The organism is Halorubellus litoreus (genome assembly GCF_055378595.1).
On sequence record NZ_AP043836.1, the window covers coordinates 2,960,412 to 2,986,380 of the forward strand.

The 25,969-nt window shown below is 66.2% G+C and carries 23 protein-coding genes and 1 pseudogene; 20 read left to right on the forward strand and 4 right to left on the reverse strand.

Annotation, left to right across the window (positions count from 1 at the left end; all coding sequences use genetic code 11):
- The 19 genes from ACZ48X_RS18995 to ACZ48X_RS19085 all read left to right on the forward strand — a co-directional run bounded on the left by ACZ48X_RS18995 (position 1) and on the right by ACZ48X_RS19085 (position 20,314).
- Complete coding sequence (locus ACZ48X_RS18995) at positions 1–639, forward strand: AIR carboxylase family protein (RefSeq protein WP_336352032.1); 639 nt, start codon at positions 1–3, stop codon at positions 637–639.
- 228 nt (positions 640–867) lie between these two features.
- Complete coding sequence (locus ACZ48X_RS19000) at positions 868–1,266, forward strand: NADH-quinone oxidoreductase subunit A (RefSeq protein WP_336352033.1); 399 nt, start codon at positions 868–870, stop codon at positions 1,264–1,266.
- 12 nt (positions 1,267–1,278) lie between these two features.
- Positions 1,279–1,980 (forward strand): NADH-quinone oxidoreductase subunit B, encoded by a 702-nt coding sequence (locus ACZ48X_RS19005; RefSeq protein WP_336352034.1) that lies wholly within the window; start codon positions 1,279–1,281, stop codon positions 1,978–1,980.
- The gene (locus ACZ48X_RS19010; RefSeq protein WP_336352035.1) at positions 1,977–3,647 is read left to right on the forward strand and encodes an NADH-quinone oxidoreductase subunit D; all 1,671 of its coding nucleotides are present in this window, start codon (positions 1,977–1,979) and stop codon (positions 3,645–3,647) included. Before ACZ48X_RS19005 ends, ACZ48X_RS19010 begins: the two co-directional genes overlap by 4 nt.
- On the forward strand, positions 3,647–4,726 hold the full coding sequence (locus ACZ48X_RS19015; RefSeq protein WP_336352036.1) for a complex I subunit 1/NuoH family protein: 1,080 nt from the start codon (positions 3,647–3,649) through the stop codon (positions 4,724–4,726). Before ACZ48X_RS19010 ends, ACZ48X_RS19015 begins: the two co-directional genes overlap by 1 nt.
- Positions 4,723–5,184, forward strand: a complete 462-nt coding sequence (locus ACZ48X_RS19020; protein ID WP_323676685.1) for a NuoI/complex I 23 kDa subunit family protein — start codon at positions 4,723–4,725, stop codon at positions 5,182–5,184. Before ACZ48X_RS19015 ends, ACZ48X_RS19020 begins: the two co-directional genes overlap by 4 nt.
- 12 nt (positions 5,185–5,196) lie before the next feature.
- Positions 5,197–5,469: an NADH-quinone oxidoreductase subunit J gene (locus tag ACZ48X_RS19025; RefSeq protein WP_336352037.1), complete on the forward strand. Its 273-nt coding sequence runs from the start codon at positions 5,197–5,199 to the stop codon at positions 5,467–5,469.
- The gene (locus ACZ48X_RS19030; RefSeq protein WP_336352038.1) at positions 5,466–6,074 is read left to right on the forward strand and encodes a hypothetical protein; all 609 of its coding nucleotides are present in this window, start codon (positions 5,466–5,468) and stop codon (positions 6,072–6,074) included. Before ACZ48X_RS19025 ends, ACZ48X_RS19030 begins: the two co-directional genes overlap by 4 nt.
- Positions 6,074–6,379 carry an NADH-quinone oxidoreductase subunit NuoK gene (gene nuoK, locus ACZ48X_RS19035; protein ID WP_336352039.1) on the forward strand — a complete coding sequence of 102 codons (306 nt, stop codon included), beginning with the start codon at positions 6,074–6,076 and terminating at the stop codon, positions 6,377–6,379. The genes ACZ48X_RS19030 and nuoK overlap by 1 nt, the downstream gene beginning before the upstream one ends.
- Before the next feature lies 1 nt (position 6,380).
- On the forward strand, positions 6,381–8,495 hold the full coding sequence (nuoL, locus tag ACZ48X_RS19040; protein ID WP_336352040.1) for an NADH-quinone oxidoreductase subunit L: 2,115 nt from the start codon (positions 6,381–6,383) through the stop codon (positions 8,493–8,495).
- Positions 8,496–10,043: a complex I subunit 4 family protein gene (locus ACZ48X_RS19045; protein ID WP_336352041.1), complete on the forward strand. Its 1,548-nt coding sequence runs from the start codon at positions 8,496–8,498 to the stop codon at positions 10,041–10,043. It abuts the gene before it with no gap.
- Positions 10,043–11,752 (forward strand): NADH-quinone oxidoreductase subunit N, encoded by a 1,710-nt coding sequence (locus ACZ48X_RS19050; protein ID WP_336352042.1) that lies wholly within the window; start codon positions 10,043–10,045, stop codon positions 11,750–11,752. The genes ACZ48X_RS19045 and ACZ48X_RS19050 overlap by 1 nt, the downstream gene beginning before the upstream one ends.
- Positions 11,753–11,880: 128 nt before the next feature.
- Positions 11,881–13,365, forward strand: a complete 1,485-nt coding sequence (locus ACZ48X_RS19055) for a DHH family phosphoesterase (protein WP_336352043.1) — start codon at positions 11,881–11,883, stop codon at positions 13,363–13,365.
- A 99-nt stretch (positions 13,366–13,464) separates the two neighbouring features.
- Complete coding sequence (locus ACZ48X_RS19060; protein WP_336352044.1) at positions 13,465–14,622, forward strand: serine hydrolase domain-containing protein; 1,158 nt, start codon at positions 13,465–13,467, stop codon at positions 14,620–14,622.
- A gap of 96 nt (positions 14,623–14,718) precedes the next feature.
- Positions 14,719–15,522, forward strand: a complete 804-nt coding sequence (locus tag ACZ48X_RS19065; RefSeq protein WP_336352045.1) for a CBS pair associated ParBc domain-containing protein — start codon at positions 14,719–14,721, stop codon at positions 15,520–15,522.
- A gap of 82 nt (positions 15,523–15,604) precedes the next feature.
- Complete coding sequence (locus tag ACZ48X_RS19070) at positions 15,605–16,669, forward strand: ABC transporter ATP-binding protein (protein WP_336352046.1); 1,065 nt, start codon at positions 15,605–15,607, stop codon at positions 16,667–16,669.
- The gene (locus tag ACZ48X_RS19075; protein ID WP_336352047.1) at positions 16,666–17,436 is read left to right on the forward strand and encodes an ABC transporter permease; all 771 of its coding nucleotides are present in this window, start codon (positions 16,666–16,668) and stop codon (positions 17,434–17,436) included. The genes ACZ48X_RS19070 and ACZ48X_RS19075 overlap by 4 nt, the downstream gene beginning before the upstream one ends.
- A 42-nt stretch (positions 17,437–17,478) precedes the next feature.
- A complete protein-coding gene (locus tag ACZ48X_RS19080; RefSeq protein WP_336352048.1) occupies positions 17,479–18,534 on the forward strand; it encodes a PAS domain-containing sensor histidine kinase in 1,056 nt (351 codons plus the stop codon).
- A gap of 79 nt (positions 18,535–18,613) precedes the next feature.
- Positions 18,614–20,314, forward strand: a complete 1,701-nt coding sequence (locus ACZ48X_RS19085) for an acyl-CoA mutase large subunit family protein (protein ID WP_336352049.1) — start codon at positions 18,614–18,616, stop codon at positions 20,312–20,314.
- Positions 20,315–20,429: 115 nt separating this feature from the next.
- Here ACZ48X_RS19085 and ACZ48X_RS19090 read toward each other — a convergent pair whose 3' ends face one another.
- The 3 genes and pseudogenes from ACZ48X_RS19090 to ACZ48X_RS19100 form a co-directional block, all read right to left on the reverse strand.
- Complete coding sequence (locus ACZ48X_RS19090; RefSeq protein ID WP_336352050.1) at positions 20,430–21,713, reverse strand: DUF7537 family lipoprotein; 1,284 nt, start codon at positions 21,711–21,713, stop codon at positions 20,430–20,432.
- 40 nt (positions 21,714–21,753) lie between these two features.
- A pseudogene (locus ACZ48X_RS19095) lies at positions 21,754–23,035 on the reverse strand (RNA-guided endonuclease InsQ/TnpB family protein).
- Positions 23,036–23,244: 209 nt separating this feature from the next.
- Positions 23,245–23,454, reverse strand: coding sequence for a hypothetical protein (locus tag ACZ48X_RS19100; RefSeq protein ID WP_336352051.1), 210 nt, complete (start codon positions 23,452–23,454; stop codon positions 23,245–23,247).
- 65 nt (positions 23,455–23,519) lie between these two features.
- On the opposite strand from ACZ48X_RS19100, the gene acs reads away from it, so the two are divergent.
- Positions 23,520–25,517 (forward strand): acetate--CoA ligase, encoded by a 1,998-nt coding sequence (gene acs / locus ACZ48X_RS19105; RefSeq protein WP_336352052.1) that lies wholly within the window; start codon positions 23,520–23,522, stop codon positions 25,515–25,517.
- 65 nt (positions 25,518–25,582) lie between these two features.
- Here acs and ACZ48X_RS19110 read toward each other — a convergent pair whose 3' ends face one another.
- Positions 25,583–25,858 carry a DUF7520 family protein gene (locus tag ACZ48X_RS19110; RefSeq protein WP_336352053.1) on the reverse strand — a complete coding sequence of 92 codons (276 nt, stop codon included), beginning with the start codon at positions 25,856–25,858 and terminating at the stop codon, positions 25,583–25,585.
- Positions 25,859–25,969 lie beyond the last annotated feature (111 nt).

Genomic DNA, 25,969 nt, shown 5'->3' on the forward strand with positions numbered 1-25,969 from the left:
ATGACAGACAGACTGCAAGCGCTCATCGACGACCTCCACGCACAGGCCGACGACGACCGACCCAGCGACGAGACGCCCGACGTCGGCATCGTCATGGGGTCGGACTCCGACCTCGACGTCATGATGGGGACCGACGACTCGGCGGGCGCGTACGACGCACTCGTCGACGAACTCGGGTTCGCCGAACAGACCGACTACCACGACGCGCCCGACGCGCGCTTCACGTTCGAGACGTTCGTCGTCTCCGCCCACCGGACGCCCGAACTCATGTACGCGTACGCCGAGACCGCCGAAGCACGCGGGCTCGACGTCGTCATCGCCGGAGCCGGCGGGAAGTCCGCCGACCTCCCGAACATGACCGCGAGCATCGCGTACCCCGTCCCCGTCGTCGGCGTCCCCGTCCAGGAGAAGTCCGTCGACTCCGTCATCGGGATGCCCACGGGTGCCCCGCTCACCGCCGTCGACGCCGGCAAGAGCTTCAACGCCGCGCTCTCCGCCGCGATGATACTCGCCCGCGAGCACGACGACCTCCGCGACCGCCTCGTCGACTACCACGAGGGCCTCAAAGCCGACGTCGCCGACGTCTCCCACGACCTCCACACGCTCGGGACCCCGGGCTTCCGCGAGAAGCACGACTAGCCACGACCGACAGACGCGACCAGCCACGACAGACGTAGCGCTCAGAACTCAATCCACCCCGCTCTCGCGTGCGCGCAAGCGCTCGGTGAAACAAAACAACCCAGGGAACCGGCCTCACGTCGATTCCTCCGTCTTCCGGACGGACACCCCGGCCAGAACCCGAAAACCACAAGAATCAACCCTTATATGGGAGCGCTTCAAACCGACGGATGATACGGAGTATACGGTATGAATCCATGGATAGCAGTCGGGGCGCTCGGGGTCGTTTCAGTGGTGATACCGCTGAGTATGATGCTGGTATCGTCGCTGTTGCGGCCGAGCGTTCCAGAAGACAGTAAGCGCACCACGTACGAGAGCGGTGAGGTCCCCACCGGCGGGACTCGCATCCGCTTCAACATCCAGTACTACATGGTCGCACTCCTGTTCGTCGTCTTCGACATCGAGACCGTCCTCATCTTCCCTTGGACGGTCATCTATCGGTCTGCTCTCGAAGACGGCGTCGGGCTCGTGACCGTACTGGCGCCGATGCTCGTATTCATCGGCGTCCTCGTCGTGGGGCTCGCCTGGGCGTGGCACAACGGCGCCGTGCAGTGGGCGCGCGACCCGCAGGCGAGCGAGACACAGTAACCCCGTCAAACAATGAGTTCCGACAACACCACGGACGGCGGCAGCACAGACGCACTGACCAAGACGCGTGAGGCACGCATGGGAGCCGGCCTCGACGACCGCTTCAACTCGAAGCTCCGCGAGGCCTTCGGCGCCTCCCCGTTCATCCTCACGAAGTTCGACAAGTTCATGAACTGGGTGCGGGGGTCGTCGATGTTCATGCTGCAGTTCGGTATCGCGTGCTGCAGCATCGAGATGATCCACACGTACGCCATCAAGCACGACCTCGACCGGTTCCACGCCGGCGTGCCGCGGGCGAGCCCGCGACAGGCGGACGTCATCATCGTCCCCGGGACCATCGTCTCGAAGTTCGCGCCGCGCATGAAGCGCGTGTACGACCAGATGCCCGAACCGAAGTTCGTCGTCGGCATGGGGTCGTGTACGATCTCCGGTGGACCGTTCCAGGAGGGCTACAACGTCGTGAAGGGCGCAGAAGAGGTCATCCCGGTCGACATCCACGTCCCGGGTTGCCCGCCGCGCCCGGAGGCGCTCATCTACGGCGTCGCGAAACTCCAAGAGCGGATCGCGAACGGGGAATCCAGTCCCGTCACGGTCAAGCCCTACGAGCTCGAGCAGTTCGGGGACATGGAGCGCGACGAGGTCGTCGACCAGCTCGCCGACCAGATCGACGAGGAAACCCTCGCGATGCGGTACAACTGGGCTGATTCGCCATGAGCCTGGAACCCGTACGCGACGACACGCTCGACGCGAACGGCGACGTCGACCCGCAGGCGATCCTGGACCTGCTCGGGGACCGCGTGCTCGACACCGAGGAGCACCTGAACGCCGACCTCGCGGTCGTCGTTCGCCCGGACACCGTCGAGGAGACGCTGCTCGCGCTCCGCGACGACGCCGGATTCGATCACTGCTCGCTCGTCACCGCCCAGGAGTACGAGGACCGCTACGAGTCCATCTACCACCTGAAGCAGTACGACGACCCGACGAACGAGGTCAGCGTCGTCGTCCCTGCAACGAAGGACAATCCCGTGAGTGAGTCCGGGAACGCCGCGTACCGGACGTGCGACTGGCACGAACGCGAGGCGTACGACCTGGTCGGTATCGAGTACGAGAACCACCCCGACATGCGGCGTATCCTCATGCCCGAGACGTGGCAGGGGCACCCGCTGTCGATGGACTACGACCAGGACCGCCCGCAGGTCGTCACCCTCGGCCAGCACGACAACCCGCTGAAGGACGACCACCGGGACGAGGAGAACGACACGATGTTCCTCAACATCGGTCCGCACCACCCGGCGACCCACGGCGTCCTCCACGTCAAGACCGTGCTCGACGGCGAGACGGTCGCGGACGTCGAATCCGACATCGGGTACCTGCACCGGTGCGAGGAACAGGTGTGCCAGAACGGCACGTACCGCCACCAGATCATGCCGTACCCCGACCGGTGGGACTACGTCTCCGCCGGCCTCCTCAACGAATGGGCGTACGCGCGCGCCGCCGAGGACCTCGCGGACATCGAGGTCCCGGAGTACGCGCAGGTCATCCGGACGATGGGCGCGGAACTCTGCCGTATCGCCGCGCACATGCTCGCACTCGGGACGTTCGCGCTGGACGTCTACGGCGACTTCACCGCCATCTTCCAGTACGCGTTCCGGGACCGCGAGGTCGTCCAGAACATCCTCGAGGAACTCACCGGCCAGCGGATGATGTTCAACTACTTCCGGCTCGGTGGCGTGGCGTGGGACCTCCCCGAGCCCCGCGAGGAGTTCTTCGAGCTGACGCGGGACTTCCTCGACGAACTCCCCGGGAAGCTCGAGGAGTACCACGACCTCATCACGTCCAACGAGATCTTCCAGCTTCGCTGCGTCGACACGGGCATCCTCGAGCCGGACGTCGCGAAGTCCTACGGTGCGACCGGGCCGGTCGCTCGCGCGTCCGGCGTCGACTACGACCTCCGGCGCGACGACCCCTACGGGTACTACGACGAACTCGACTGGGACGTCGTCACCGAGGACGGCATGGACAACTACGCGCGCGTCCTCACGCGGATGCAGGAGGTCGAGGAGTCCGCGAAGATCATCCAGCAGTGCGTGGACCTGCTCGAGGAGTGGCCCGAGGAGGAGCGCACCATCCAGTCGAACGTCCCGCGGACGCTGAAGCCGGAGAACGACACGGAAGTCTACCGTGCGGTGGAGGCGGCGAAGGGCGAACTCGGCATCTACATGCGCGCGGACGGGACGGACAAGCCGGCGCGGTTCAAGATCCGGAGTCCGTGCTACTCGAACCTGCAGACGCTCCCCGAGATGGCGCAGGGCGAGTACGTCCCTGACCTCATCGCGAGCCTCGGGAGTCTCGACATCGTCCTCGGGGAGGTGGACCGCTGATGGCGACGCAGACGCTCCCCGAGTTCATCAGTCAGGTAACCGGACTCGGGAACTTCGGCGTCGCCGGCGAGTTCCTCGCCGCTATCGTCGGTGCCGGCATCATCGGCACCATCATGCTCACGTACACCGGTATCGCCGGGCCGTGGGCGAAGCGGAAGATAACGGCGGCGTTCACCGACCGGTACGCGGCGAACCGGATGGGGCCGTTCGGTCTCCTGACGATTCCGGCGGACGCGATCCGGCTGCTCTCGAAGGAACTCATCATCCCCGAGCGCGTCGACCGGCCTGCGTTCGACCTCGCGCCGCTCGTCGTCGCCGGGTCCGCGCTCTTCGCGTTCGCGGTCATCCCGATGGGGTCGCTGTTCGGCATCAACATGCAGATAGCTGACCCCGAAGCCGGTCTCGCGTACGCGTTCGCGGTCGCGTCCATCGCGACGCTCGGACTGACGATGGCCGGCTACGCGAGCTCGAACAAGTTCTCGTTCATGGGGTCGCTGCGCGCGATCGCGCAGAACATCGCGTACGAGATCCCGCTCGTCCTCACGGGCGCCTCGGTCGTCATCTTCGCCGGGTCGCTCCAGATGAGCGAGATCGTCGCCGCGCAGACCATCAGTGGCGGCGCGGAGCCGCTGCTCTCGGTCGCCGGCCTCCAGATTCCGCCGTGGTTCGCGTTCGTGAACCCGTTCGCGTTCGTGCTGTTCACGATCGCGAACATCGCCGAGGTCGGCCGGAACCCCTTCGACATCCCGGAGGCACCGACCGAGATCGTCGCCGGGTACCAGACGGAGTACTCCTCCGTGTACTTCGTCCTCATCTACCTCGGAGAGTTCCTCCACATCTTCCTGGGTGGCGCCATCGCGGCGACGCTCTTCCTCGGCGGGCCCGCAGGACCCGTCCTCCCCGGATTCATCTGGTTCACGATCAAGATCTGGGCGTTCTTCCTGCTCACGCAGTGGGCGCGCTCCGCGGTCCCGCGCGTCCGCATCGACCAACTCATCGAGATCGGCTGGAAGGGCATGCTCGTGCTGTCGTTCGCGAACCTGCTCCTCACCGCCGTTCTCGTCGGGGTGATAGCATGATTGGAATCCTGAAAGGCATGGCGACGACGATGAAGCACGCGCTCGACGGTGAGAAGTTCACCGTCCAGTACCCCGAGGAGACGCCGGAGGTCTCCGCGCGGTTCCGTGGGGTACACAAGTTCAGTCAGGAACGATGCATCTGGTGTCGGCAGTGCGAGAACGTCTGTCCGAACGACACCATCCACATCGTCACCGACGACCAGCGTCAGGGCGAACAGTACAACCTCCACATCGGACAGTGCATCTACTGTCGGCTGTGCGAGGAGGTGTGTCCGGTGGACGCGATCCTGCTCACGCAGAACTTCGAGTTCACGGGCGACACGAAGGACGAACTGGTGTACAACAAGGAACAGCTGAAGAGCGTTCCGTGGTACAAAGACATCGACCCCCTCGAATCCCGTGAACCCGACCGTGGTGCGTGGATCGGTGAGGGCGATGGCGAAGTCGACTATCAGTAAGCAAACGAAACAATGGCACTAGCAGAAACCATCGCTTTCGCGCTGTTCGCCGTCGTGACCCTCGGGGCGGCGGCCGGGGTCGTCCTCGTCGAGGACGTGTGGCACGCCGCACTCCTCGTGGGGGTGAGCCTCCTCAGCGTCGCGGTTCACTTCGTGATGCTGCAAGCGGAGTTCCTCGCGGCGATGCAGGTCCTCGTCTACGTGGGCGGGGTTCTCATCCTCATCACGTTCGCCGTGATGTTGACGCGCGAGAGCGATACTGAAGGCGGGGTGGTACAGAGATGACGACCAGACCTGAGTTACGCGACACAAGCGGTTTGCTGCCGGCGGTGGCGGCGGTCGGGCTGTTCGTGGTGATGGCGGCAGTGTTCCTCGGTGCACCGATCGGGGACGCGGCCGGGTTCCCGCAGAACGCCGAGGTGGCGAACGAGTCCATCGGGGACGCGAGCGTCGCATCGAACGCGAGCATCCAGACGACGGCTAACGGTACGTTCGCGCAGGTGTCGACGGCGAGCGGGAACGAGTCGACGTTGCTCACCGAGGACTCCGGCGTGAACGCGACGATCGTCACCGCCGGTGGACAGACGTACGGCGTCGTCTCCGAGCCGGTGAGCATCACGGAGACCATCGGGTACGCGATGTTCGGGCTGTCCGGTCAGCTCCCCGACGAACTCAAGAGCGAGAGCTTCCTCGCGGTGTTCGAGATCATCGACCTCGTGCTCGTCGCGGCGCTCGTCGGTGCGGTGACGCTCGCGCGACGCGAGAGCCTGAGTACGGTCGTGACGCTGTTCACGTCGTCCGAGGACGCCGCGCCGCGCGGTGCGGTCGCGGCGGACGGTGGCAGCGAACCGGACGTCGCCGAGGAGTCCACGGACGGAGGTGACGCCTGATGGCGGTACCTGCCGAGTACTACCTCGTGCTGTCCGCGGGCCTGTTCTGTATCGGGCTCGCCGGTATCCTCACGCGGAAGAACGCCCTGATGTTCCTGATGAGCGTCGAGCTCATGCTGAACGCGGCGAACATCAACTTCGTCGCGTTCAGTCTCTACTGGGGGAACCTCACGGGCCAGACGTTCGCACTGTTCACGATGGCGTTGGCGGCCGCGGAGGTCGCCATCGGTATCGGCATCATCCTCGTCCTCTACCGGAACTTCGGGGACGTGGACGTGACCGACGCAACGGGGATGAGATGGTAAGATGACAGGAACTACACCTTTCGCGTTCGAGTTCGCACCCGCTATCGCGGTGCTCCCGTTCGTATCGTTCCTGATTGCGCTCGCGTTCGGTGACCGGATGCCGAAGGGCGGTGCGCTCGGTGGCATCCTCGCGACCGCCGGGTCGCTCCTGCTCTCGCTGTGGGTGTTCGTCACCGTCTCCGGTGGCAGCGCGTACGTGCAGGACATCCACACGTGGACGATCCTCGACGCGGGTGGCGCGCTCGGGGACATCACCCTCCACTTCGGGCTGCTGCTCGACCCGCTGTCGGCGATGATGCTCATCATCGTGAGCCTCATCGCGCTGCTCGTGCACGTCTTCAGTCTCGGGTACATGAACGACGAGGGCGAGACCGGCCTCCCGCGGTACTACGCCGGCCTCGGTCTGTTCACGTTCTCCATGCTCAGTTTCGTCATGGCGGACAACCTCCTGCAGGCGTTCATGTTCTTCGAGCTCGTCGGCCTCTGCTCGTTCCTCCTCATCGGGTTCTGGTTCCGTGAGGACGCGCCGCCGAGTGCGGCGAAGAAGGCGTTCCTCGTGACGCGGTTCGGGGACTACTTCTTCCTCATCGGCGTGGTCGGCATCATCGCGACGTTCGGCACGAGCCGGTTCGCGGTCGCGGGCGACGCGGCCGCGGCGGCGTTCCCCGTCGAGGCGGCGAAGGTCCTCGGCGTGACCGAGGGGACCGCGACGGCGGTCATCCCCGGTGGGATGGACCCGCAACTGTGGTTCACCATCCTGGGCCTGCTCGTCCTCGGTGGCGTCGTCGGGAAGTCCGCGCAGTTCCCGCTGCACACGTGGCTTCCGGACGCCATGGAGGGTCCGACGCCGGTCTCCGCGCTCATCCACGCGGCGACGATGGTCGCGGCCGGTGTGTACCTCGTCGCTCGCATGTACGGGTTCTACCTGCTGTCGCCGACCGCGCTCGGTATCATCGCGCTCGTCGGCGGGTTCACGGCGCTGTTCGCGGCGACGATGGGCGTCGTCAAGAAGGAGATCAAGCAGGTGCTCGCGTACTCCACCATCAGCCAGTACGGGTACATGATGCTCGCGCTCGGCGCCGGTGGGTACGTCGCGGCGACCTTCCACCTCATGACGCACGCGTTCTTCAAGGCCCTCCTCTTCCTCGGGGCGGGGTCGGTCATCATCGCGATGCACCACAACGAGAACATGTGGGACATGGGTGGTCTCAAGGAGAAGATGCCCGTCACGTACTACACGTTCCTGTCGGGTTCGCTCGCGCTCGCGGGCATCGTGCCGTTCTCCGGGTTCTGGTCGAAGGACGAGGTCCTCTACGAGGCGTTCGTCCACGGGCTCGGGACCGCGGGGACGCAGGGCACGCTCCTGCTCGTCGCGTACGCGTTCGGGCTGCTCGCCGTGTTCTTCACGGGGTTCTACACGTTCCGGATGGTGTTCCTCACGTTCCACGGCGAACCGCGCAGTGACACCGCGAAGGACCCCCACGGCGTTCGCTGGAACGTCAAGGGCCCGCTCGCGGTCCTCGGTATCCTCGCGGCGGTCGCCGGCCTCGTGAACATGGTGCCGGTGAAGAAGGTCACCGGTGCGAACATCGACTTCCTGCACAAGTGGCTGAAGGGACCGGAATCCCTGAAGGCGCAGACGTCGGTCGCGCACTACACGGACGGTGACACGAGCCTGCTCCACGAGGGCGCGCACTACGCTGCCGGCACGCTCGCCGGTGGCGAGGTGGGGACGGTCCTCATCTCGGCTGCGGTCTCGCTGACGCTCGCGCTCGCCGGTGCGGGGCTCGCGTATCGCCTCTACAACGTCCCGGAGCCCGTCGAGCACACGGACAAGCTCGGCGCGGCGAAGGACGTGCTGTACAACAACTACTACCAGGACGAGTTCCAGGTGTTCCTCGCCGAGCGCGTCACGATGCCGCTCGCGAAGGCCGCTGACACGTTCGACCAGAGCGTCATCGACGGCGCGGTCAACGGTGTCTCCAGCGTGAGCCTGTTCTCGGGCCGTCGCGTCAAGCGCGTGCAGACCGGGTTGGTCACGAACTACGCGCTCCTGTTGACGCTCGGGTTCCTGGTGCTACTGGTGGCCATGGCGGCCATAGGAGGGTGGTTCTAGATGATCAACGGAGCTATCGAAGCGCTACTCGCGGTAACACTGGTCGCATCGTTCGCCGTGCTCGTCTCGCCCGACCGGTACGCCGCGAAGCTGGCGACAGCGCTGAGTCTGTTGCCGCTCGCAGGCAGTCTGGTGCTGTGGAGCGGATTCGAGCCGGCCGGGAACGCCCTGGTGGACGGCGAGTCCGCCATCGGGTACATGAGTCAGGTCGAGTGGTTCGACCTCGGCGGTATCACGCTCCAGTGGTTCGTCGGCGTCGACGGCGTCGCGATGCCCCTGGTCGTGCTGACGACGGTGTTGACGACGCTCGCGCTCGTGAGCGCGTGGACGCCGATCAGCGAACGCCAGAGCCAGTTCTACGGGCTCGTCCTGTTCCTGGAGGCGTCGCTGCTGGGCGTGTTCACTGCCCTGGACTTCTTCGTGTGGTTCGTCTTCTGGGAGGCCGTCCTCGTCCCGATGTATCTGCTCATCGGTGTCTGGGGTGGCCCGCGCCGGAAGTACGCCGCCATCAAGATGTTCGTGTACACGAACGTCGCGAGCCTCGTGCTGTTCATCGGGTTCGTCGCGCTCGTGTTCGGCCTCGGTGACAGCATTGGAACGTTCGGCCTGCCCGAAATTACGCAGGCGCTCCGTAGCGGCGTCGCACCGGACGGCCTGCCGGGCGTCGGCGCTGACGCCCTGAAGCTGTTCGCGTTCCTCGCGATGTTCGTCGGGTTCGCGGTGAAGGTGCCCGTCGTCCCCGTCCACACGTGGCTGCCGGACGCCCACGTCGAGGCGCCGACGCCGGTGTCGGTGCTCCTCGCGGGCGTCCTCCTGAAGATGGGGACGTACGCGCTCCTCCGATTCAACTTCACGATGCTCCCGGACATCGCGACGGACCTCGCGGTCCCCATCGCGGTGTTCGCGGTCGTCTCCGTCATCTACGGTGCGATGCTCGCACTCGCGCAGACGGACCTGAAGCGCATCGTCGCGTACTCCTCCGTGAGCTCCATGGGGTACGTCATCCTCGGGCTCGTCGCGTACACGACCATCGGGGTCAGTGGCGCGACGTTCCAGATGATCTCCCACGGCCTCATCTCGGGGCTGATGTTCATGGCGGTCGGCGTCATCTACAACGTCACGCACACGCGCATGGTCTCGGACATGTCCGGGATGGCGGACAAGATGCCGGTGACGGTCGGCATCTTCGTCGCCGGTGCGTTCGGCTACATGGGCCTGCCGCTCATGAGCGGGTTCGCCGCGGAGTTCTTCGTGTTCGTCGGGTCGTTCCAGTCGACGGTGCTGCCCTCTGCCCCGATGTTCACGGGCGCGGCGATGTTCGGTATCGTCATCGTCGCCGGCTACCTGCTGCTGGCGATGCAGAAGACGCTGTTCGGCGAGTTCCGGCTGGACACCGACTACGAGGTCGAGCGTGCGGCGTTCCACGACGTCGCGCCGCTTTTCGTCCTGCTCCTGCTCGTCATCGCACTCGGCGTGTTCCCGGACCTGTTCATGGAGATGATCGAGACGGCGATTGAGCCGGTTGCGAGCATCGGAGGTGGTGCCTGATGAGTAGTCACGCGTCCTTGTTCGCGCTCGGACCGGCGCTGTACCTCGCGGCGGCGGGCCTGATGGTGCTCGTCCTCGATTCCGTCGGACGGACGACGCGACTCCCGTTCGCGCTCGGGTCCGCGACCTTCGGCGTCGCGGCGGGTGGCGCGGCTGCGGTCGCCGCGTTCACCGGCGGGACGCTCCTCGGACTCGGTGTCGGCGCGCACGCGTTCGCGGCGGCGAGCGCGTTCGCGGTGGCGTTCCTCGTGTGGCTCGTCGACCCGGAGGGGTCGAACCGGCTGCTGGTCGCGTCCGTCGCGGTCGCCGGCGCCGTGTTCTCGCTCGGGAACGCCGCGTACTACCTGGCGTACTTCGCGACGACGAGTGACGCGTCGGCCGCGCTCCTGTTCGGCGACCAGCTGATCGTCGACCAGATGAGTCTGCTGTTCATGGCTATCGCGGCCAGCGTGACGGCGCTCGTCGCGCTCGCGTCCTACGATTACCTCGAAGGCCACGCGTACCAGGCGGAGTACTACGCGCTCGTCCTGCTCGCCGCAACCGGGATGAGCCTGATGGCGGCCGCGAACTCGCTGGCGACCGTGTTCGTCGCGATGGAGCTCGCGAGCCTGCCGTCGTTCGCGCTCGTCGCGTTCCTCAAGAAGAACCGTGGGAGCGTCGAAGCGGGGCTGAAGTACTTCCTCATCGGCGCGCTCTCCTCGAGCTTCTTCGCGTACGGTATCAGTCTCGTGTACGCGACCACGGGCTCGCTACAGCTCGAAGCGGTCGCGAGTTCGCTCTCGGGCGGCACGGAGTTCGTCGGGATGCTCGGCATCGGGATGCTGATGCTCGTCGGTGGGTTCGCGTACAAGACCGCGAGCGTCCCGTTCCACTTCTGGGCGCCGGAGGCGTACGAGGGTGCACCCGCGCCCATCAGTGCGTTCATCTCCTCGGCGTCGAAGGCGGCCGGGTTCGTCATCGCGTTCCGCGTGTTCACGGTCGCGTTCACGCCCGCCGGGTTCTTCGCGAGCCTCGGTATCGACTGGGTGCTCGTCTTCCAGATCCTGGCGGTCGTGACGATGACGCTCGGGAACTTCGCGGCAGCGACCCAGGAGAACGTCAAGCGGATGCTCGCGTACTCCTCTATCGGGCACGCGGGCTACGTTCTCATCGGGCTGGCGTCGCTCGGTGGCGTCGCCTCGCAGGGCGACACCGTCCTCGGTGCGAGCATGATGCACCTGTTCGTGTACGGGTTCATGAACACGGGCGCGTTCCTGTTCATCGCGCTCGTCGAGTACTGGGGCGTCGGTCGGACGTTCGAGGATTACGCTGGTCTCGGACGGAAGGCGCCGGTCGCCTGTGCGGCGATGACGGTGTTCCTGTTCTCGCTCGCGGGCCTCCCGGTCGGGGCGGGCTTCCTCTCGAAGTACGTCCTGTTCTTCGGTGCTGTCAGCGCCGGGTTCTGGTGGCTTGCGGCGGTCGGGGCGATCAACTCCGCGCTGAGCCTCTACTACTACACGCGCGTCGTGAAGGCGATGTGGGTGGAGGAACCCAGCGAGGAGTACGAGCTCCAGGGTCGCCCGACGGGACTGTACGCGGCGGTCGTCGCGGCAGCGGTCGTGACGGTTCTGCTGCTCCCCGGGTTCTTCCCCATCGCGGAGACCGCTATCGAGGCGGCGAACGCGGTGCTGCCGAACGCGGGCGACACGACGACGGCGTTCTTCGGCTGACCGACTGCACGGCCGCTCCCGTGGCTGTCTTCCAGTGAACGCCCTGGCGCCCGATTTCGGTTGTTTCAGCGGTTCTTTCGTTCTTTCGAGGTCGGTAGGTTTTAGCGTCCGGAGGAGGTAGCCGGGGTATGGTTTCGCGGGTCGTTCTCGGGTGTGGTGCCGTCGGGCAGCGCCTGGTGGCGCGCCTGGCGGACCGTGGCGGGGTCGCCGCGGTCGTCTGCGAGAGCGAGAGTCGCGTGGACGCGCTCCGGTCGGAGAACGTCTCGGCGACGGCCGGCGACCCGACGGACGCGGCGGTGCTCGCGGAGTTGCCGGGGGCGACGGCGGTGGTCGTCGCGACGGACGATGCGGTCGCGAACTACGACATCGTTCGCGCGGTCCGGGAGCGGTACGGTGACGTGTTCGTGCTGGCGTACGCGGGGAGTCGGGCGACGAGCGAACAGCGGGATGCGTTGGCGTCGGTGGCGGACGCGGTCGTCGACCCGACGTCGGTGCTCGTCGAGACCGTCGGCGGGCAGGTCGTCGGCGAGCGCGCCGAGGATACGCGCCGCCTCCGGCAGGTGCTCCGTGACGTCGACGGCGACCTCGCGGTCGTGATGCACGACAACCCTGACCCGGACGCGATCGGGAGTGCGGTGGCGCTGGCGACGCTCGCGGAGGCGCTCGGGACGCCCGCGGTCCCGTGTTACTTCGGGGATATCAGTCATCAGGAGAACCGCGCGATGGTGAACCTCCTCGACCTGGACTTGGAGAACCTCGCGAGCGGCGAGGCGGCCCTGGAGCGGTTCGGTGGGTTCGCGCTCGTCGACCATTCGCGTCCGGGCGTGAACGACCAGCTGCCGCCGGACCTGGAGGTGGACGTCGTCGTCGATCATCATCCGCCGCGTGGTGCGGTGCCGGCGCGGTACACGGACCTCCGCGAGGACGTCGGGGCGACGAGCACGCTCGTACTCGACCATCTGCATCGGTACGGTATCACGCCGTCGTCGACGGTCGCGACCGCACTCATGTACGGCATTCAGGTGGACACGCACGACTTCGCGCGCGAGGTGTCGACGCTCGACTTCGAGGCAGCGGCGTCCATCTTGCCGAGCGTCGACGTCTCGCTGCTCGCGAAGATGGAGTCGCCGAGCGTGAGCGGCGATACGATGAACACGCTCGCGGCGGCGATCGAGGACCGCGAGGTCCGCGGGAGCGTTCTCGTGTCGTGTGCGGGCCCGATCAACGACCGGGACGCGCTCCCGCAGGCCGCCGACAAGCTCCTGACGATGGAGGGTATCACGACGGTGCTCGTGTACGGCGTGCTGGAGGATAACGTCCTGATGTCGGCGCGAGCGCGTGGTCGGGACGTCGACCTCGGGGAGACGCTCCGGATCGCGTTCGACCACATCGGGAGTGCCGGCGGGCACGCGGACATGGCTGGCGCGCAGGTCCCGATAACGGACGCGTTCGGCGAGTTCGAGACCGACGACGAGCGATTGGCGGCGATCCGCGAGGTCGTGACGGAGGCGTTCTTCGACGCGCTCCGTGAGCGCCCGCGCGGGACCGACGTGGACGACGACGCCTCCGTCGGGTTCGGGTTCGAGAACATGCTGGACGTGAACGACGACTGACTCGGTCGATTGCTCGCAACGGTCGCCACCCCCGGCCGTTTCGAGTCAAATTTCGGACCGGTCGATTTATGAACGAAGGCGAGGGCCTCTGGGTTACAGATGGTTGGACGCCGTTCACGACGACGACTCCTCCAGTCCCTGGGTGGCACAGCGCTGACTGCGACGCTCGCAGGGTGCACGAACCTCGGCGGGAACGACCATGCGGACTTCCATCGACCGACGACCGGTGATCGCGTCCCCGAACTCGACGCCATCGACGACGCGATGCAGTCGTTCATGGTCGAGAACGAGGTCCCTGGCGGGACGCTCGGCGTTGCGAAAGACGGGACCGTCGTCTTCGAGCGCGGATACGGGCACAGCGACCCCCTGCAGACGGCCCCAGTTCGGCCGGACGCGACGTTCCGCATCGCGAGTATCACGAAGTCGTTCACGGCCGCCGTGGTCCGGTCACTCGTCGACGACGGCGAACTGGCGATGGACGACCGCCCTTTCCAGATACTCGACCTGGCCGTTCCCGAGAGCGAGTCCCGGACCGAAGGTCTCGACGACATCACCGTCTCGCACCTCCTCGAGCACGAGGGGGGCTGGGACTACTACCAGTCCGGATTCATGCCGACCTTCGAGCAATTCGCCATCGCGAACGCGCTCGACCTGGACCGTCCGGCGACGAGTCGAGACATCGTACGGTACATGCTCGCACGACCACTCCAGTTCGAACCGGGCGAGAAGTCGGTGTACTCGAACTTCGGGTACCTCGTCCTCAGCGTCCTCGTCGAACGAGCCACTGGACAGTCCTTCCCCGAGGCCGTCAGGTCGATCTGCTTCGACGGAGACGTCTCCAACCGACTCTACGAGGGGAGTACGCTCCCCGCGGACCGCCCCGAGCGCGAAGTCGCGTACCACAGCAACGGCCACTGCCCGAACGCAATGACGCTCGAGGAGTACGACACCGTCCCGTGCGCCGACGGCGGGTATCCCATCGAGTCGGTCGGCGGCGCCGGCGAACTCGTGACGAACACGCGCACGCTCCTCTCGTTCAGCGACGACTACACGACCAGAGGCGAGCCACGAGGCGACGCCGACCCCGGGCTCACCGCGTTCGGGTCGATTCCCGGTGCACACAGCATGCTCCATCAGCGCGGGGACGGCGTCGACGTCGCCGTGCTGTTCAACGCCCGCGGACGAACGACGGGTGCGTACGACGACATCAAGTCGACGCTGAACGACGCCATCGGGAACGTGGACGACTGGCCGTAACGACGCTCCCGGGCGAGGAGAGCTCGCCTTTCGTCCCGGGAGTCCGGTCTGGCCCGTAGCCAGAGGCTTTTGTTCGCGCGCGCCGAAGGCCGGCGCATGAAAGGCGACGACGGGGACGGGCGGGGGACGCCGCACGTGAAGGACTACATGACCCAGGACGTGGTGACGGTGTCGCCCGACGAGACGGTCGAGGAGGTCTCGAAGATGATCGCGGGCAGCGAGGAGCACAGCGGGTTCCCGGTGTGTGAACGACGGCGCGTGGAGGGGTTCGTGTCGGCGCGCGATCTCCTGCTGGCGGACGACGACGAGCCCATCTTCAAGATGATGACGACGGACCTCATCGTCGCGCACCCCGAGATGAAGGTGACGGACGCGGCGCGTGTCATCCTGCGCTCTGGCATCCAGAAGCTCCCGGTCGTGGACGACGCGGGGAATCTCGTCGGTATCATCTCGAACGCGGACGTCATCCGCAGTCAGATAGAGCGCGCTACCCCGGAGAAGGTCGGGAAGCTCCGCCGGACTTTAGAGAACATCCACGGTATCACGCTCGAGCAGGAGCGCCGCGAGGTCGACCTGGAGGGGCTCGTACCGACGCAGACGAAGGTGTACGCGGACGAACTGGAGGGACGCCGGTACGAGCTGGAGCGCGGGCTCGCGGAGCCGCTCGTCGTCATCGACAACGCCGGCCAGATGCTGCTCGCGGACGGCCACCATCGCGTGATGGCGGCGGACCGCCTCGGGATGGAGACGATGGACGCGTACGTCATCGTCATCCGCGAACGTATCGACCTCGGGATGGCCAAGACCGCCGAACGCGAGGGCTTGCGGTCGCTCGAGGACGTGAACGTCGTCGACTACGCTCGCCATCCGCTCGTGGAGACGACGAAGCGACTGCAGTGACGGTCCGCCTCCGAGCTATCAGTATTCGAATCGGACGACGCTTCAGGAAACGTTGAACTTCGTCGAGCCCTTCGATGGAGACGTGACATCGAGTCCCCGCTCCGGAGACGGCCGCACGGACGTCGCCGTATCCGCGGACGGCCTCCGGAAGGAGTACGGCGACGGTGGCGACGACGGCGTGCTCGCGGTCGACGACGTCTCGTTCGGCGTCGACAGCGGCGAGATAGTGGGATTGCTCGGGCCGAACGGCGCCGGGAAGACGACGACCATCAAGATGCTGCTCGGGCTCGTCACGCCCTCGGCGGGGTCGGCGACCGTCGCCGGCGTCGACGTCGAGGCGCATCCACGGCGCGCGTACGAGCGCGTCGGCGCGATGCTCGAGGGCGCGCGCAACGTCTACTGGCGGCTGTCGGTCCGCGAGAACCTCCGGTTCTTCGCGGCCATCGGCGGCGCCGACCCCGGGGAGGTCCGCGACCGCCACGACGACCTCCTGGAGACGCTCGGTATCGCGGAGAAAGCGGACGTCCCCGTCCGCGAGCTCTCCCGTGGACAGAAGCAGAAGGTCGCGCTCGCGTGCACGCTCGCTCGCGGCGCGGACGTCCTCTTCCTCGACGAGCCGACGCTCGGACTGGACGTCGAGAGCTCGCTCGACCTCCAGCGCGAACTCCGGCGGCTTGCGCGCGAGGACGGCGTCACGGTCGTCCTGTCGAGTCACGACATGGACGTCGTCGAGCGCGTCTGCGACCGCGTGGTTATCCTCGCCGACGGGCGCGTCGCCGCCGACGAGCGCGTCGAGGACCTCGTCGAGGTGTTCGCCACGCAAGCGTACCGCGTCCGCGCGAGCGCCGAACCGGGCCTTCGCGACGCCGTCGCTCGCGCCGGGACGATAGAGTCCTGGACGGAGCGCGACGGTATCGCTCGGTTCGAGGTCGTGCTCCCCGATCAGGACGCCTTCTACGACCTCGTCGACGCCGTCCGCGAGAGCGGCGCTGCCCTGGAAGCGTTCGAGAGCATCGACCCGGACCTCGAGGACGTGTTCGTCCAGATAACGAGCGGTGACGGCGCGCCGTCGAGGTCGACTGAAGGCGGGGACCGCGAGCGACCGCCATCACGCCCGCCGGTGACCGACGGAGGTGACGACCGATGAGCTACCTGACGCTCGTCGAGGCGCTCGCGCGGAAGCGCTACGTCATCCTCCGAGAGTACCCCGTGAACACGCTCACGCAGCTCGCGGTCACGTACATGTTCTTCGCGGGCATCTTCTTCGGTGGCAGGGCGGTCGCTGGCGCCGCCATCACGGACAGCCTCCCCGGTATCATCGTCGGGTTCTTCGTTTGGACGATGGCCATAACGGCGTTCGCCGGCGCGGCCCGCTCCATCATGGAAGACGCGCAGTGGGGCACGCTCGAACAGCTCTACATGTCGCCGTACGGGTTCGAGCGAGTGATGGCCGCGAACGCGGTCGTTCGCCTCCTCGAGTCGTTCGCGTGGGGTGGCGCCATCCTCGCCGCGATGCTCGCGACCACCGGCCAGTCGCTCACGCTCGACGTCCTCACGGTCGTCCCGCTCGTCGTCCTCACGGTCGCGAGCGCGCTCGGCATCGGGTTCGTGTTCGCCGGACTCGCACTCGTCTACAAGCGCATCGACAACATCTTCGGGCTCCTCAACTTCGGGCTGCTGTTCCTCATCGCCGCCCCCACCGACCAGTACCCCTGGCTCGCGGTGCTCCCGCTCTCCCAGGGCAGCACGCTCCTCCAGCGCGCGATGACCGACGGCGTCGCCATCTGGAACCTCCCCGTCCTCGACCTCGCCATCCTCGTCGCGACAGCCGTCGGGTACGTCGCGGCCGGCGTCGTCGCGTTCCGGTTCGCGGAACGACGCGCGCGCCGCGACGGCCTCCTCGGCCAGTACTGACGCCCGCAAGTGATATCGGCACGAGGCGAGTATCGGTTCTTCATGACAGGTCCTGCACGCGTCCTCTCGGCGTTCCACGACTCGCTCGAGGACGCCGTGTACGTCTTCGACGAGGCGGACGAACTCGTGGACGCGAACGCACGCGTCGGCGAGGTCTCCGGACTCCCCACCGCGGACCTCCTCGGAGTCACCCACCAGTCCCTCCTCGACGAATACGGCGCTGACGGCTCCACCAACGCGGGCCGCGACGCGTACCGCGAGGTCGCGGACGGACGCGCGAGCACGGCCCGAGCCGAGTTCGAACTCCGGAACGTCGACGGCGACCCGGTTCCCGTCGACGTCCGGTACGCGCGCCACGACGGGTACGTCGTCGCAATCCTCCGGAACCTCACCGACGCCCGCGAACGCGAAGCGCGCCTCGAGTCGCTCAACGACCAGCTCGAGGTCCTGAATCGCGTCCTCCGGCACGACATCCGGAACGACATGAACGTCGTGCAGGGCTGGCTCGGTGAACTCGAAGCAACCGTCGACGACGACGCCCTCCGGAACGTCGAGGAAGCGGTCGCGCACACCATCGAACTGACGCGTGAAGCCAGGGACCTCGCGGAGGTCCTCACCGAAGGCGGCGAGATGCCCGTCGAACCGATCGCGCTCGACCGCGTCCTCCACCAGCAGGTCGAGAAGACGCGCACGAAGTATCCCGACGCGAGCGTCGTCGTCGACGGCGCGGTCCCGAGCGTGCACGTCGTCGCGAACGAGATGCTCTCCTCGGTCTTCGACAACCTCCTCGGGAACGCGATCGTGCACAGCGACCGCGAGACGCCGACGGTCACGCTCTCCGTGCACCAGCCCGGAACCGAGGGCGACGACGGGGAGTGCGTCGTCGTTCGCGTCGCCGACGACGGGCCCGGTATCCCCGACTCGATGCAGGACTCCCTCTTCGGGCGCGGCGAGAAGGGCGTCGACAGCCCGGGTACCGGGATGGGGCTCTACCTCGTCGACCAGCTCGTCACCGGGTACGGCGGCGACGTCGAGGTCGAACCGAACGACCCGCGCGGGGCCGTGTTCGTCGTCACGATACCCGTCGCCGACACCTGAGCGGCCCACCGAGGACCGCTGGCCGGCGACGTCGGCCGCGACCGAACCATTATAGGCGGGTCCGGCAATACTTACGCGCATGTACGACGACGACGACCTCGCGGACATCCGCGAGTCACGCGAGGCGTGGGAATCGGCGACCCTCGACCCCGTCCTCGATTCCTACGGCGAACGCAAGGACCGGTTCGCGACCGTGTCGAACCTCGAGGTCGACCGCGTGTACGACCCAACGGACGTCGCGGACCTCGACTACGACGAGGACCTCGGATTCCCCGGCGAGGAACCCTACACGCGCGGGCCGTACCCGACGATGTACCGCGGGCGCACGTGGACGATGCGGCAGTTCGCCGGGATGGGGACCGCCGAGGAGACCAACGAACGCTTCCACTACCTGCTCGACGAGGGCCAGACCGGGCTGTCGACCGCGTTCGACATGCCGACGCTGATGGGTATCGACAGCGACGACCCGATGAGCGAGGGCGAGGTCGGGAAGGAGGGCGTCGCCGTCGACACCCTCCGCGACATGGAGGTGCTGTTCGACGGCATCGACCTCGCGGAGATCTCGACGAGCTTCACGATCAACCCGAGCGCGCCCGTCATCTACGCGATGTACGTCGCGCTCGCAGACCAGCAGGGCGTCCCGCGCGAGGAGGTCCGTGGCACCCTCCAGAACGACATGTTCAAGGAGTTCATCGCGCAGAAGGAGTGGGTCATCCCACCGGAGCCGAGCCTCGACCTCGTCACGGACACCATCGAGTACAGCACCGAAGAGACGCCGAAGTTCCACCCCGTGAGCATCTCCGGGTACCACATCCGCGAAGCCGGGTCGACCGCGGTCCAGGAACTCGCGTTTACGCTCGCGGACGGGTTCGGGTACGTCGAGGACGGCATCGACCGCGGGCTGGACGTCGACGACTTCGCGCCACGCCTCTCGTTCTTCTTCAACTCGCACAACTCCATCTTCGAGGAGGTCGCGAAGTTCCGCGCCGCCCGCCGCATCTACGCTCGCGTGATGGACGAGTGGTACGACGCCGAGAAACCCGAATCGAAGCGACTGAAGTTCCACACGCAGACCGCCGGGCAGAGCCTCACCGCCCAGCAACCCCTGAACAACGTCGTTCGCGTCACCGTGCAGGCGCTCGCGGGCGTCATGGGCGGCACCCAGAGCCTGCACACGAACAGCTTCGACGAGGCGCTCGCCCTTCCGAGCGAGAAAGCCGTCCGGGTGGCGCTCCGCACCCAGCAGATCATCGCCGAGGAGTCCGGCGCGGCGGACATCGTCGACCCGATGGGCGGCAGTTACGCCATCGAAGCGCTCACCGACCAGGTCGAACAGCAAGCGATGGCGTACATCGAGGAGATCAAGGAGATGGGCGACGGCTCCGTGCGCGACGGCATCCTCGAAGGCATCGACCAGGGGTTCTTCCTCCGCGAGATACAGGAAGCGTCCTACGAGTACCAGGAGCGCGTCGAAGCCGGCGAGGAGGTCGTCGTCGGCGTCAACCAGTACAGCATCGAGGAGGACACGAGCCCGGAGATCCTGAAGGTCGACGAGGCAACCGAGCAGACCCAGCTCGACCGCCTGGAGCGCACGAAAGAGGACCGCGACGACGACGCGGTCGACGCGGCGCTCGAGGACCTCGAGGACGCCATCGAGAACGACGAGAACGTGATGCCCGCCATCGTCGCCGCCGTCAAGGAGTACGCGACGATGGGCGAGATAATGGCAGTGTTCGAGGACGCGTACGGCGCGTACAGCGAACAGATCGGGCTCGCCTGACCGCGCTTCGGTCGCGGTTCGTTCGATTCTACGCTTTCGGTCGCGGTTCGTTCGATTCTACGCTTTCGGTCGCGGTTCGTTCGATTCTACGCTTTCGGTCGCGGTTCGTTCGATTCTAGGCTCGTGCCCGCACGTCGAGCGTCGCTGCGGTCGGTTCGTCGACGAGACGTCGACTCGTCGGTCCGAAGATGGCGTCCGGTCCGTCGACGCTCGCACCAGCGGTCGCGTTCGCCGTCGTCGCGTCGGCGATCAGTCCGATGGAGATGCTGACGTTCGGCGACCCGATGAACACGGACGCGGTCTTCCGCCGCGGAAGGGGTTCGGCGTTCGCGGGCACCGCGGAGCGCTCGTCGGTGACGTGCACCGTCGTCCGGTTCCCGCTGGTCGTGACGTAGACGTACCGCGTGTCGCCGGGCGCGAACGATTCGTTGACCGACGTCGACCCGGTGACGTTCCCCGCGACGCCGACGGTGTGGTCGAACACCGTCGCCGACCCGACGTTCTCCAGTTCGACCGCGGTCCCGTTCGCGACGAACGACCCGTTCACTCGCGGCGCGGCGTCGGCCCACGACGGCGTCGCGAGCGACGCATCCCCGTACGAATCGATGGAGTGCTCGAGAACGAACTCCTTCCGGTCACCCGAACCGGTCTCGACGGTCAGCGTCGCGTCCGCGTCGTGCACGACGCCGTTCGCCGCGACGAACACCGTGAACGAGAGGTCCTCGACGGTCGCGTTCGGCACGCCCAGCGCCCCACGGAACTGCCGGAAGCGCGATTCGTTCACGCCCGTGGACTCGTACTTGACGACCTTCTGGCCGTTCAGCGTCCCGAAGTCGGACGCGCGCATCCCGTCGCTCAGCGAGAAGTACAGGAGCGAGACGCTCGAGAGCGGTTGACTCGGTCGTGCGTACTGGAAGCGCGTGCGCGTCGGCCCGACCGCGTACTGGTAGGTCGTCCCGTTCGGCTGCACGGACCGGGTCGTCGCGACGCCGTTCGCGAAGTACACGTCCGTGCCCGTCGGCGTCCCGTTCCCGACGTTCCGACGCGACGAGACGTAGTCGCCGCCGGCCGTTCGCGTGAGCGCGTACTCGACGGTTCCCGTCGCGTTCGGCCCCAGTGCCGTGTAGCGGGTGGACGATACCGTCGAGACGTTCGACAGCGCGCGAGCGTTCGCGCGCAGGAGCGTTCGCGGGTTCGCGATGCCGCGCTGGGACGCACCCGGTGCCATCAGGTTCGAGGGAACCGTCACGCGGTTCCGGTCGCCGTCGGTCGCCGTCGATCCCGCGTCCGTCGGGGCGTCGGTCTGGTCTCCCGGCGCGGTCGACGTCCCCGGGCCACCGCTGCAGCCGGCGAGGACGACGAGCGCGACGACGAGCACCGTCGCGAATCTTCTTGTCATTGGTCGAACTGTCCACGCGACGTACTTGAACGTGGGTGAACTACTCCTGCCTACTCGCCACCTGCGGCGACTCCTTGAGGCAGAAGCTTCCCGCTTCGACGACGCAACTTGCAGACACCTCCAGGGTGTCCGCAGCGGTCGTATTCTCCACGGGCGTCTCTTCGGAGTGAACCACTCCTAGCTCCTCCAGACCGCGACAAAAAAACGTTGAACGCTGCATTGTGGTCCCTATCGGCTTCGAACCCGCACGACGGGCACGAGTGCATCCGAACCCACAGCGGTTTCTCCACCTCAACACCACACGATGCGCAGTCTTTTGTCGTTCCCGCTGGTTCGACCTTCACCACGTGACACGCGTGCTTTCGACCGTGATGCTTGAGAACTCGGATAAAGTCGCGCCAGCCGACCTCCGCCTTGTTTCTGGCGTTGCTGTCGGCTTCCAACGTCCCTTTCACGTTCAGGTCCTCGACGAACACGGCGTCATATTCGGTGGTGTAGAAGTGCGCGAGCTTGTGCTTGAAGTCGCGCTTCTTGTTCCGCATATCCATATGGACTTCCGCAACACGGCGGCGTTGCTTTTCCCAGTTGTTCGACTCGTACTCCTTACGTGACAGCGACCGTTGCTCGCGCCCGAGGCGTTCACGATCATCGGACAGATCAAGGCGGTCGATTGACCGTCCATCCGAATCATAGATGAAGTTCAGGACACCGAGGTCAAGACCCACCCCCTCTTCGGGATCAATATCTTGGATGTCCGGCTTCTCGGGTTGGTCTCGTTCGACACTGAAGGAGGCGTACCACGCGCCGGTTGCCTCCTGTTTGATGGAGACGTGCTTGATGTCGGCGTCGTCGGGAAGGCTGCGGTGGAGGCGGATCGGGATTTCGAGCGTCTCACCACGTACTTTCTTGAGGTTCAAAAGTCCACGGCCGTCAGGACCACTCTTTTCGTCGAGTTCGAAGCCCCTCTGGCGGTACGTGAAGCTCTTGAAGTCCCGTGGTTTCTTCCAGTTCAACTCCCCAATCTCGTGTCCATTGTCGCGGAGTTGAGCGAGGCTAGTGATACTGTGGTAGATCCGCTCGACGGCGGCTTGGAGGACGGTGGAGTACACCTTGGTCCACGCCGCCCATTTGTCTTTCCAGTCTGGGAGTTCGTCGCGGACTTGCCAGACACGTTGGCGGACGGTTTTGTCGGGTTGGTCGGGGAGTTGGTCGAGTCGATGGAGTGCGTGATTGTAGACTTGGCGCACGGTGTTACGTTGCCAGCCCAGCATCTCTCGCTGTTCACCGGTTGGCAAGAGCCTGAACCGTGGGCCGTAGTCCATGCGCGCACCCGTTGATTTTTCTCTGTAACTTATTAAATCTGCTTACTTATTTATAGTATTATGGACTGTCGTATCTCCGCCCTACTCGCTCCCTTCTGTTGCTTTCCTGAGGACGAGAGAGTAGCACCTTCACCGCAACGCTAACCGGTCAGAAGCCGGCCAGCACGACGCGGTCGGCGGAACTGGCATACAGGTGCGTCGCGACGGCTCTAGAGGTAGTCCATCTCGGTCGTGTCGCCGAGGTCGAAGCCCGCGCGTTCGTGAGACCACTCGACGGGGACGTCGCGGTGCTCGTCCATGAACGCGACGAGTTTCTCGCCGACGTCCTCGCCCGACCCACGAGTACCTGTCGCTCGCGCCGCGACCGGCGCACGCTCACAATGGCGCGAGCTACCGACCGACGCGAACTGCCCATCCACCGCGAACCGACCACCGACGCCGGGGGAAAGCTTAGCATACGTCCGGTCGACGGCCTAGACGAACCATGGCCGACGATACCGACGACGACGCGGTGGAACTCGAAGCGCGACTCGCCGCACAGGACACGTTCGAGCCGCCGGAATCGTTCGTCGAACAGGCGAACGTCGCCGACGACGGCATCTACGACGAGTTCGCCGAGGACTGGCCCGACTGCTGGGAGGACGCGGCCGCGCTCGTCGATTGGGACGAACCGTACGACACCGTGCTCGACGACTCGAACCCGCCGTTCTTCGAGTGGTTCACCGGCGGGTCGCTAAACGCGAGCTACAACTGTCTCGACCGCCACGTCGAGAACGGCGCGAAGAATCGCGCGGCGATCCAGTGGGAGGGCGAACTCGGCGAGGAACGAACGTACACGTACCAGGACCTCTACCGGGAGGTGAACGCGTTCGCCGCCGGGCTCCGCGACCTCGGCGTCGAAGCGGACGACGTCGTCACGCTGTACATGCCGATGATCCCCGAACTCCCCATCGCGATGCTGGCGTGCGCTCGCATCGGCGCGCCCCACAGCGTCGTCTTCGCCGGGTTCTCCGCGAACGCACTGGCGACGCGGATGAACGCCGCCGACTCGGAGTACCTCGTCACGTGCGACGGCTACTACCGCCGCGGCGACGCCCTCAACCACAAGGGGAAGGCCGACGAGGGGCTCCGCGGCGTCGACCACGACGTCGAGACCGTCGTCGTCGACCGCCTCGGCGACGAGCTCACGCACTTCCTCGGCGACCACGCGCACGACTACGGCGAACTCGTCGACCGCCACGAAGGCACGCACGTCGAACCCGTGAGTCGCGACGCCGAGGACATGCTGTTCCTCATGTACACGTCGGGGACGACGGGCGAACCGAAGGGCGTCAAACACACCACCGGCGGCTACCTCTCCTACGCCGCGTGGACGACCCAGAACGTCCTCGACGTCAAACCCGAGGACACGTACTGGTGCGCCGCCGACATCGGATGGATCACGGGCCACTCCTACATCGTGTACGGCCCGCTCGCACTCGGCACGACCACCGTGATGTACGAGGGCACGCCCGATTACCCCGAACGCGACCGGCTCTGGGAGCTCGTCGAGAAGTACCGCGTCGACCAGCTCTACACGGCACCGACCGCCATCCGGTCGTTCATGAAGTGGGGCACCGAGTACCCGAACCGGCACGACCTCTCCTCGCTGCGCCTGCTGGGGACCGTCGGCGAACCCATCAACCCGCGAGCGTGGAAGTGGTACTACAAGCACATCGGGAACGAGGACTGCCCGGTCGTCGACACGTGGTGGCAGACCGAGACCGGCGGGATGATGATAACCACGCTCCCCGGCGTCGGCGACATGAAACCCGGGAGCGCCGGCCCGCCACTCCCCGGTATCGGCGCCGAGGTCGTCGACGTCGCCGGTGACCCCGTCGACGAAGGGAACGCCGGCTACCTCACCGTGAACAAGCCGTGGCCGGGGATGCTCCGCACGCTCTACAAGAACGACGAGCGCTTCATCGACGAGTACTGGCGCGAGTACTCCGACGTCGACAGCGACGACCCCGACGACTGGACGTACTTCCCCGAAGACGGTGCGAAGATAGACGACGACGGCTACATCACCGTCCTCGGTAGGGTCGACGACGTCATCAACGTCTCCGGGCACCGCCTCGGCACCATGGAGATCGAGAGCGCCATCGTCGGCGTCGAAGGCGTCGCCGAAGCCGCCGTCGTCGGCGCCGACCACGACGTCAAAGGCGAGGCCGTGCACGCGTACGTCATCACCGAGGACGACGCCACCCCCGGCGACGCGCTCCGCGAGCGGATAATCCAGGGCGTCGAGGACGCAATCGGCCCCATCGCCCGCCCCGAAAGCGTCGTCTTCACGCCCGAACTCCCCAAGACCCGGAGCGGGAAGATAATGCGTCGCCTCCTCGTCGACGTCGCGAACGGCGACGACCTCGGCGACACCTCGACGCTCCGGAACCCAGACGTCGTCGAGGACATCCAGGCCGCCGTCGACGCGGGCGACTGACACCGAGAAGAGCCTCCCGCAGCAACACTCACGATACCGAGTACACGGCCGCCTCGATTATCGATTCAGGCCGCGTCGTCCACTCGACTCGCGACCTGCACGAGCGCGAGCAGGACGCCGAGGCTGAGTGCGAGCATCACCATCCCGTACAGCGCGAACGACACCGGCGTTATCTCGAACGTGATCGGCCCGAGCTCCGCCATCTCGACGTTCTTCTGTGCGGGCAGGATGATACCCAGAACGTACCCGAGGACGCCCGCGAGCGCGACGACCCCGACGTAGACGGTCGCCACCACGCGCTTCCCGGAGAGCACCGCCGACAGGCGAACGTTCTCAGTCACACCGGTCGCTTGGCACCGGCAACGATTAGCCTTTGGCATTCCGGCTCCAACCCCCGTTCATGAGCGAGAAAGAGCTCCTGCTCGTCGTCCTCGCACTCGTCGCCATCATGA

What these genes read in the sequence shown, in the direction of transcription:
- ACZ48X_RS19085 (WP_336352049.1), top strand. Translation starts at nt 18,614, where the DNA reads ATGTACGACGACGACGACCTCGCGGACATCCGCGAGTCACGCGAGGCG.
- ACZ48X_RS19020 (WP_323676685.1), top strand. Translation starts at nt 4,723, where the DNA reads ATGATTGGAATCCTGAAAGGCATGGCGACGACGATGAAGCACGCGCTC.
- ACZ48X_RS19000 (WP_336352033.1), top strand. Translation starts at nt 868, where the DNA reads ATGAATCCATGGATAGCAGTCGGGGCGCTCGGGGTCGTTTCAGTGGTG.
- nuoK (WP_336352039.1), top strand. Translation starts at nt 6,074, where the DNA reads ATGGCGGTACCTGCCGAGTACTACCTCGTGCTGTCCGCGGGCCTGTTC.
- ACZ48X_RS19055 (WP_336352043.1), top strand. Translation starts at nt 11,881, where the DNA reads ATGGTTTCGCGGGTCGTTCTCGGGTGTGGTGCCGTCGGGCAGCGCCTG.
- ACZ48X_RS19010 (WP_336352035.1), top strand. Translation starts at nt 1,977, where the DNA reads ATGAGCCTGGAACCCGTACGCGACGACACGCTCGACGCGAACGGCGAC.
- nuoL (WP_336352040.1), top strand. Translation starts at nt 6,381, where the DNA reads ATGACAGGAACTACACCTTTCGCGTTCGAGTTCGCACCCGCTATCGCG.
- acs (WP_336352052.1), top strand. Translation starts at nt 23,520, where the DNA reads ATGGCCGACGATACCGACGACGACGCGGTGGAACTCGAAGCGCGACTC.
- ACZ48X_RS19080 (WP_336352048.1), top strand. Translation starts at nt 17,479, where the DNA reads ATGACAGGTCCTGCACGCGTCCTCTCGGCGTTCCACGACTCGCTCGAG.
- ACZ48X_RS19045 (WP_336352041.1), top strand. Translation starts at nt 8,496, where the DNA reads ATGATCAACGGAGCTATCGAAGCGCTACTCGCGGTAACACTGGTCGCA.
- ACZ48X_RS19065 (WP_336352045.1), top strand. Translation starts at nt 14,719, where the DNA reads ATGAAAGGCGACGACGGGGACGGGCGGGGGACGCCGCACGTGAAGGAC.
- ACZ48X_RS18995 (WP_336352032.1), top strand. Translation starts at nt 1, where the DNA reads ATGACAGACAGACTGCAAGCGCTCATCGACGACCTCCACGCACAGGCC.
- ACZ48X_RS19090 (WP_336352050.1), bottom strand. Translation starts at nt 21,713, where the DNA reads ATGACAAGAAGATTCGCGACGGTGCTCGTCGTCGCGCTCGTCGTCCTC.
- ACZ48X_RS19060 (WP_336352044.1), top strand. Translation starts at nt 13,465, where the DNA reads ATGGTTGGACGCCGTTCACGACGACGACTCCTCCAGTCCCTGGGTGGC.
- ACZ48X_RS19005 (WP_336352034.1), top strand. Translation starts at nt 1,279, where the DNA reads ATGAGTTCCGACAACACCACGGACGGCGGCAGCACAGACGCACTGACC.
- ACZ48X_RS19050 (WP_336352042.1), top strand. Translation starts at nt 10,043, where the DNA reads ATGAGTAGTCACGCGTCCTTGTTCGCGCTCGGACCGGCGCTGTACCTC.
- ACZ48X_RS19030 (WP_336352038.1), top strand. Translation starts at nt 5,466, where the DNA reads ATGACGACCAGACCTGAGTTACGCGACACAAGCGGTTTGCTGCCGGCG.
- ACZ48X_RS19015 (WP_336352036.1), top strand. Translation starts at nt 3,647, where the DNA reads ATGGCGACGCAGACGCTCCCCGAGTTCATCAGTCAGGTAACCGGACTC.
- ACZ48X_RS19025 (WP_336352037.1), top strand. Translation starts at nt 5,197, where the DNA reads ATGGCACTAGCAGAAACCATCGCTTTCGCGCTGTTCGCCGTCGTGACC.
- ACZ48X_RS19075 (WP_336352047.1), top strand. Translation starts at nt 16,666, where the DNA reads ATGAGCTACCTGACGCTCGTCGAGGCGCTCGCGCGGAAGCGCTACGTC.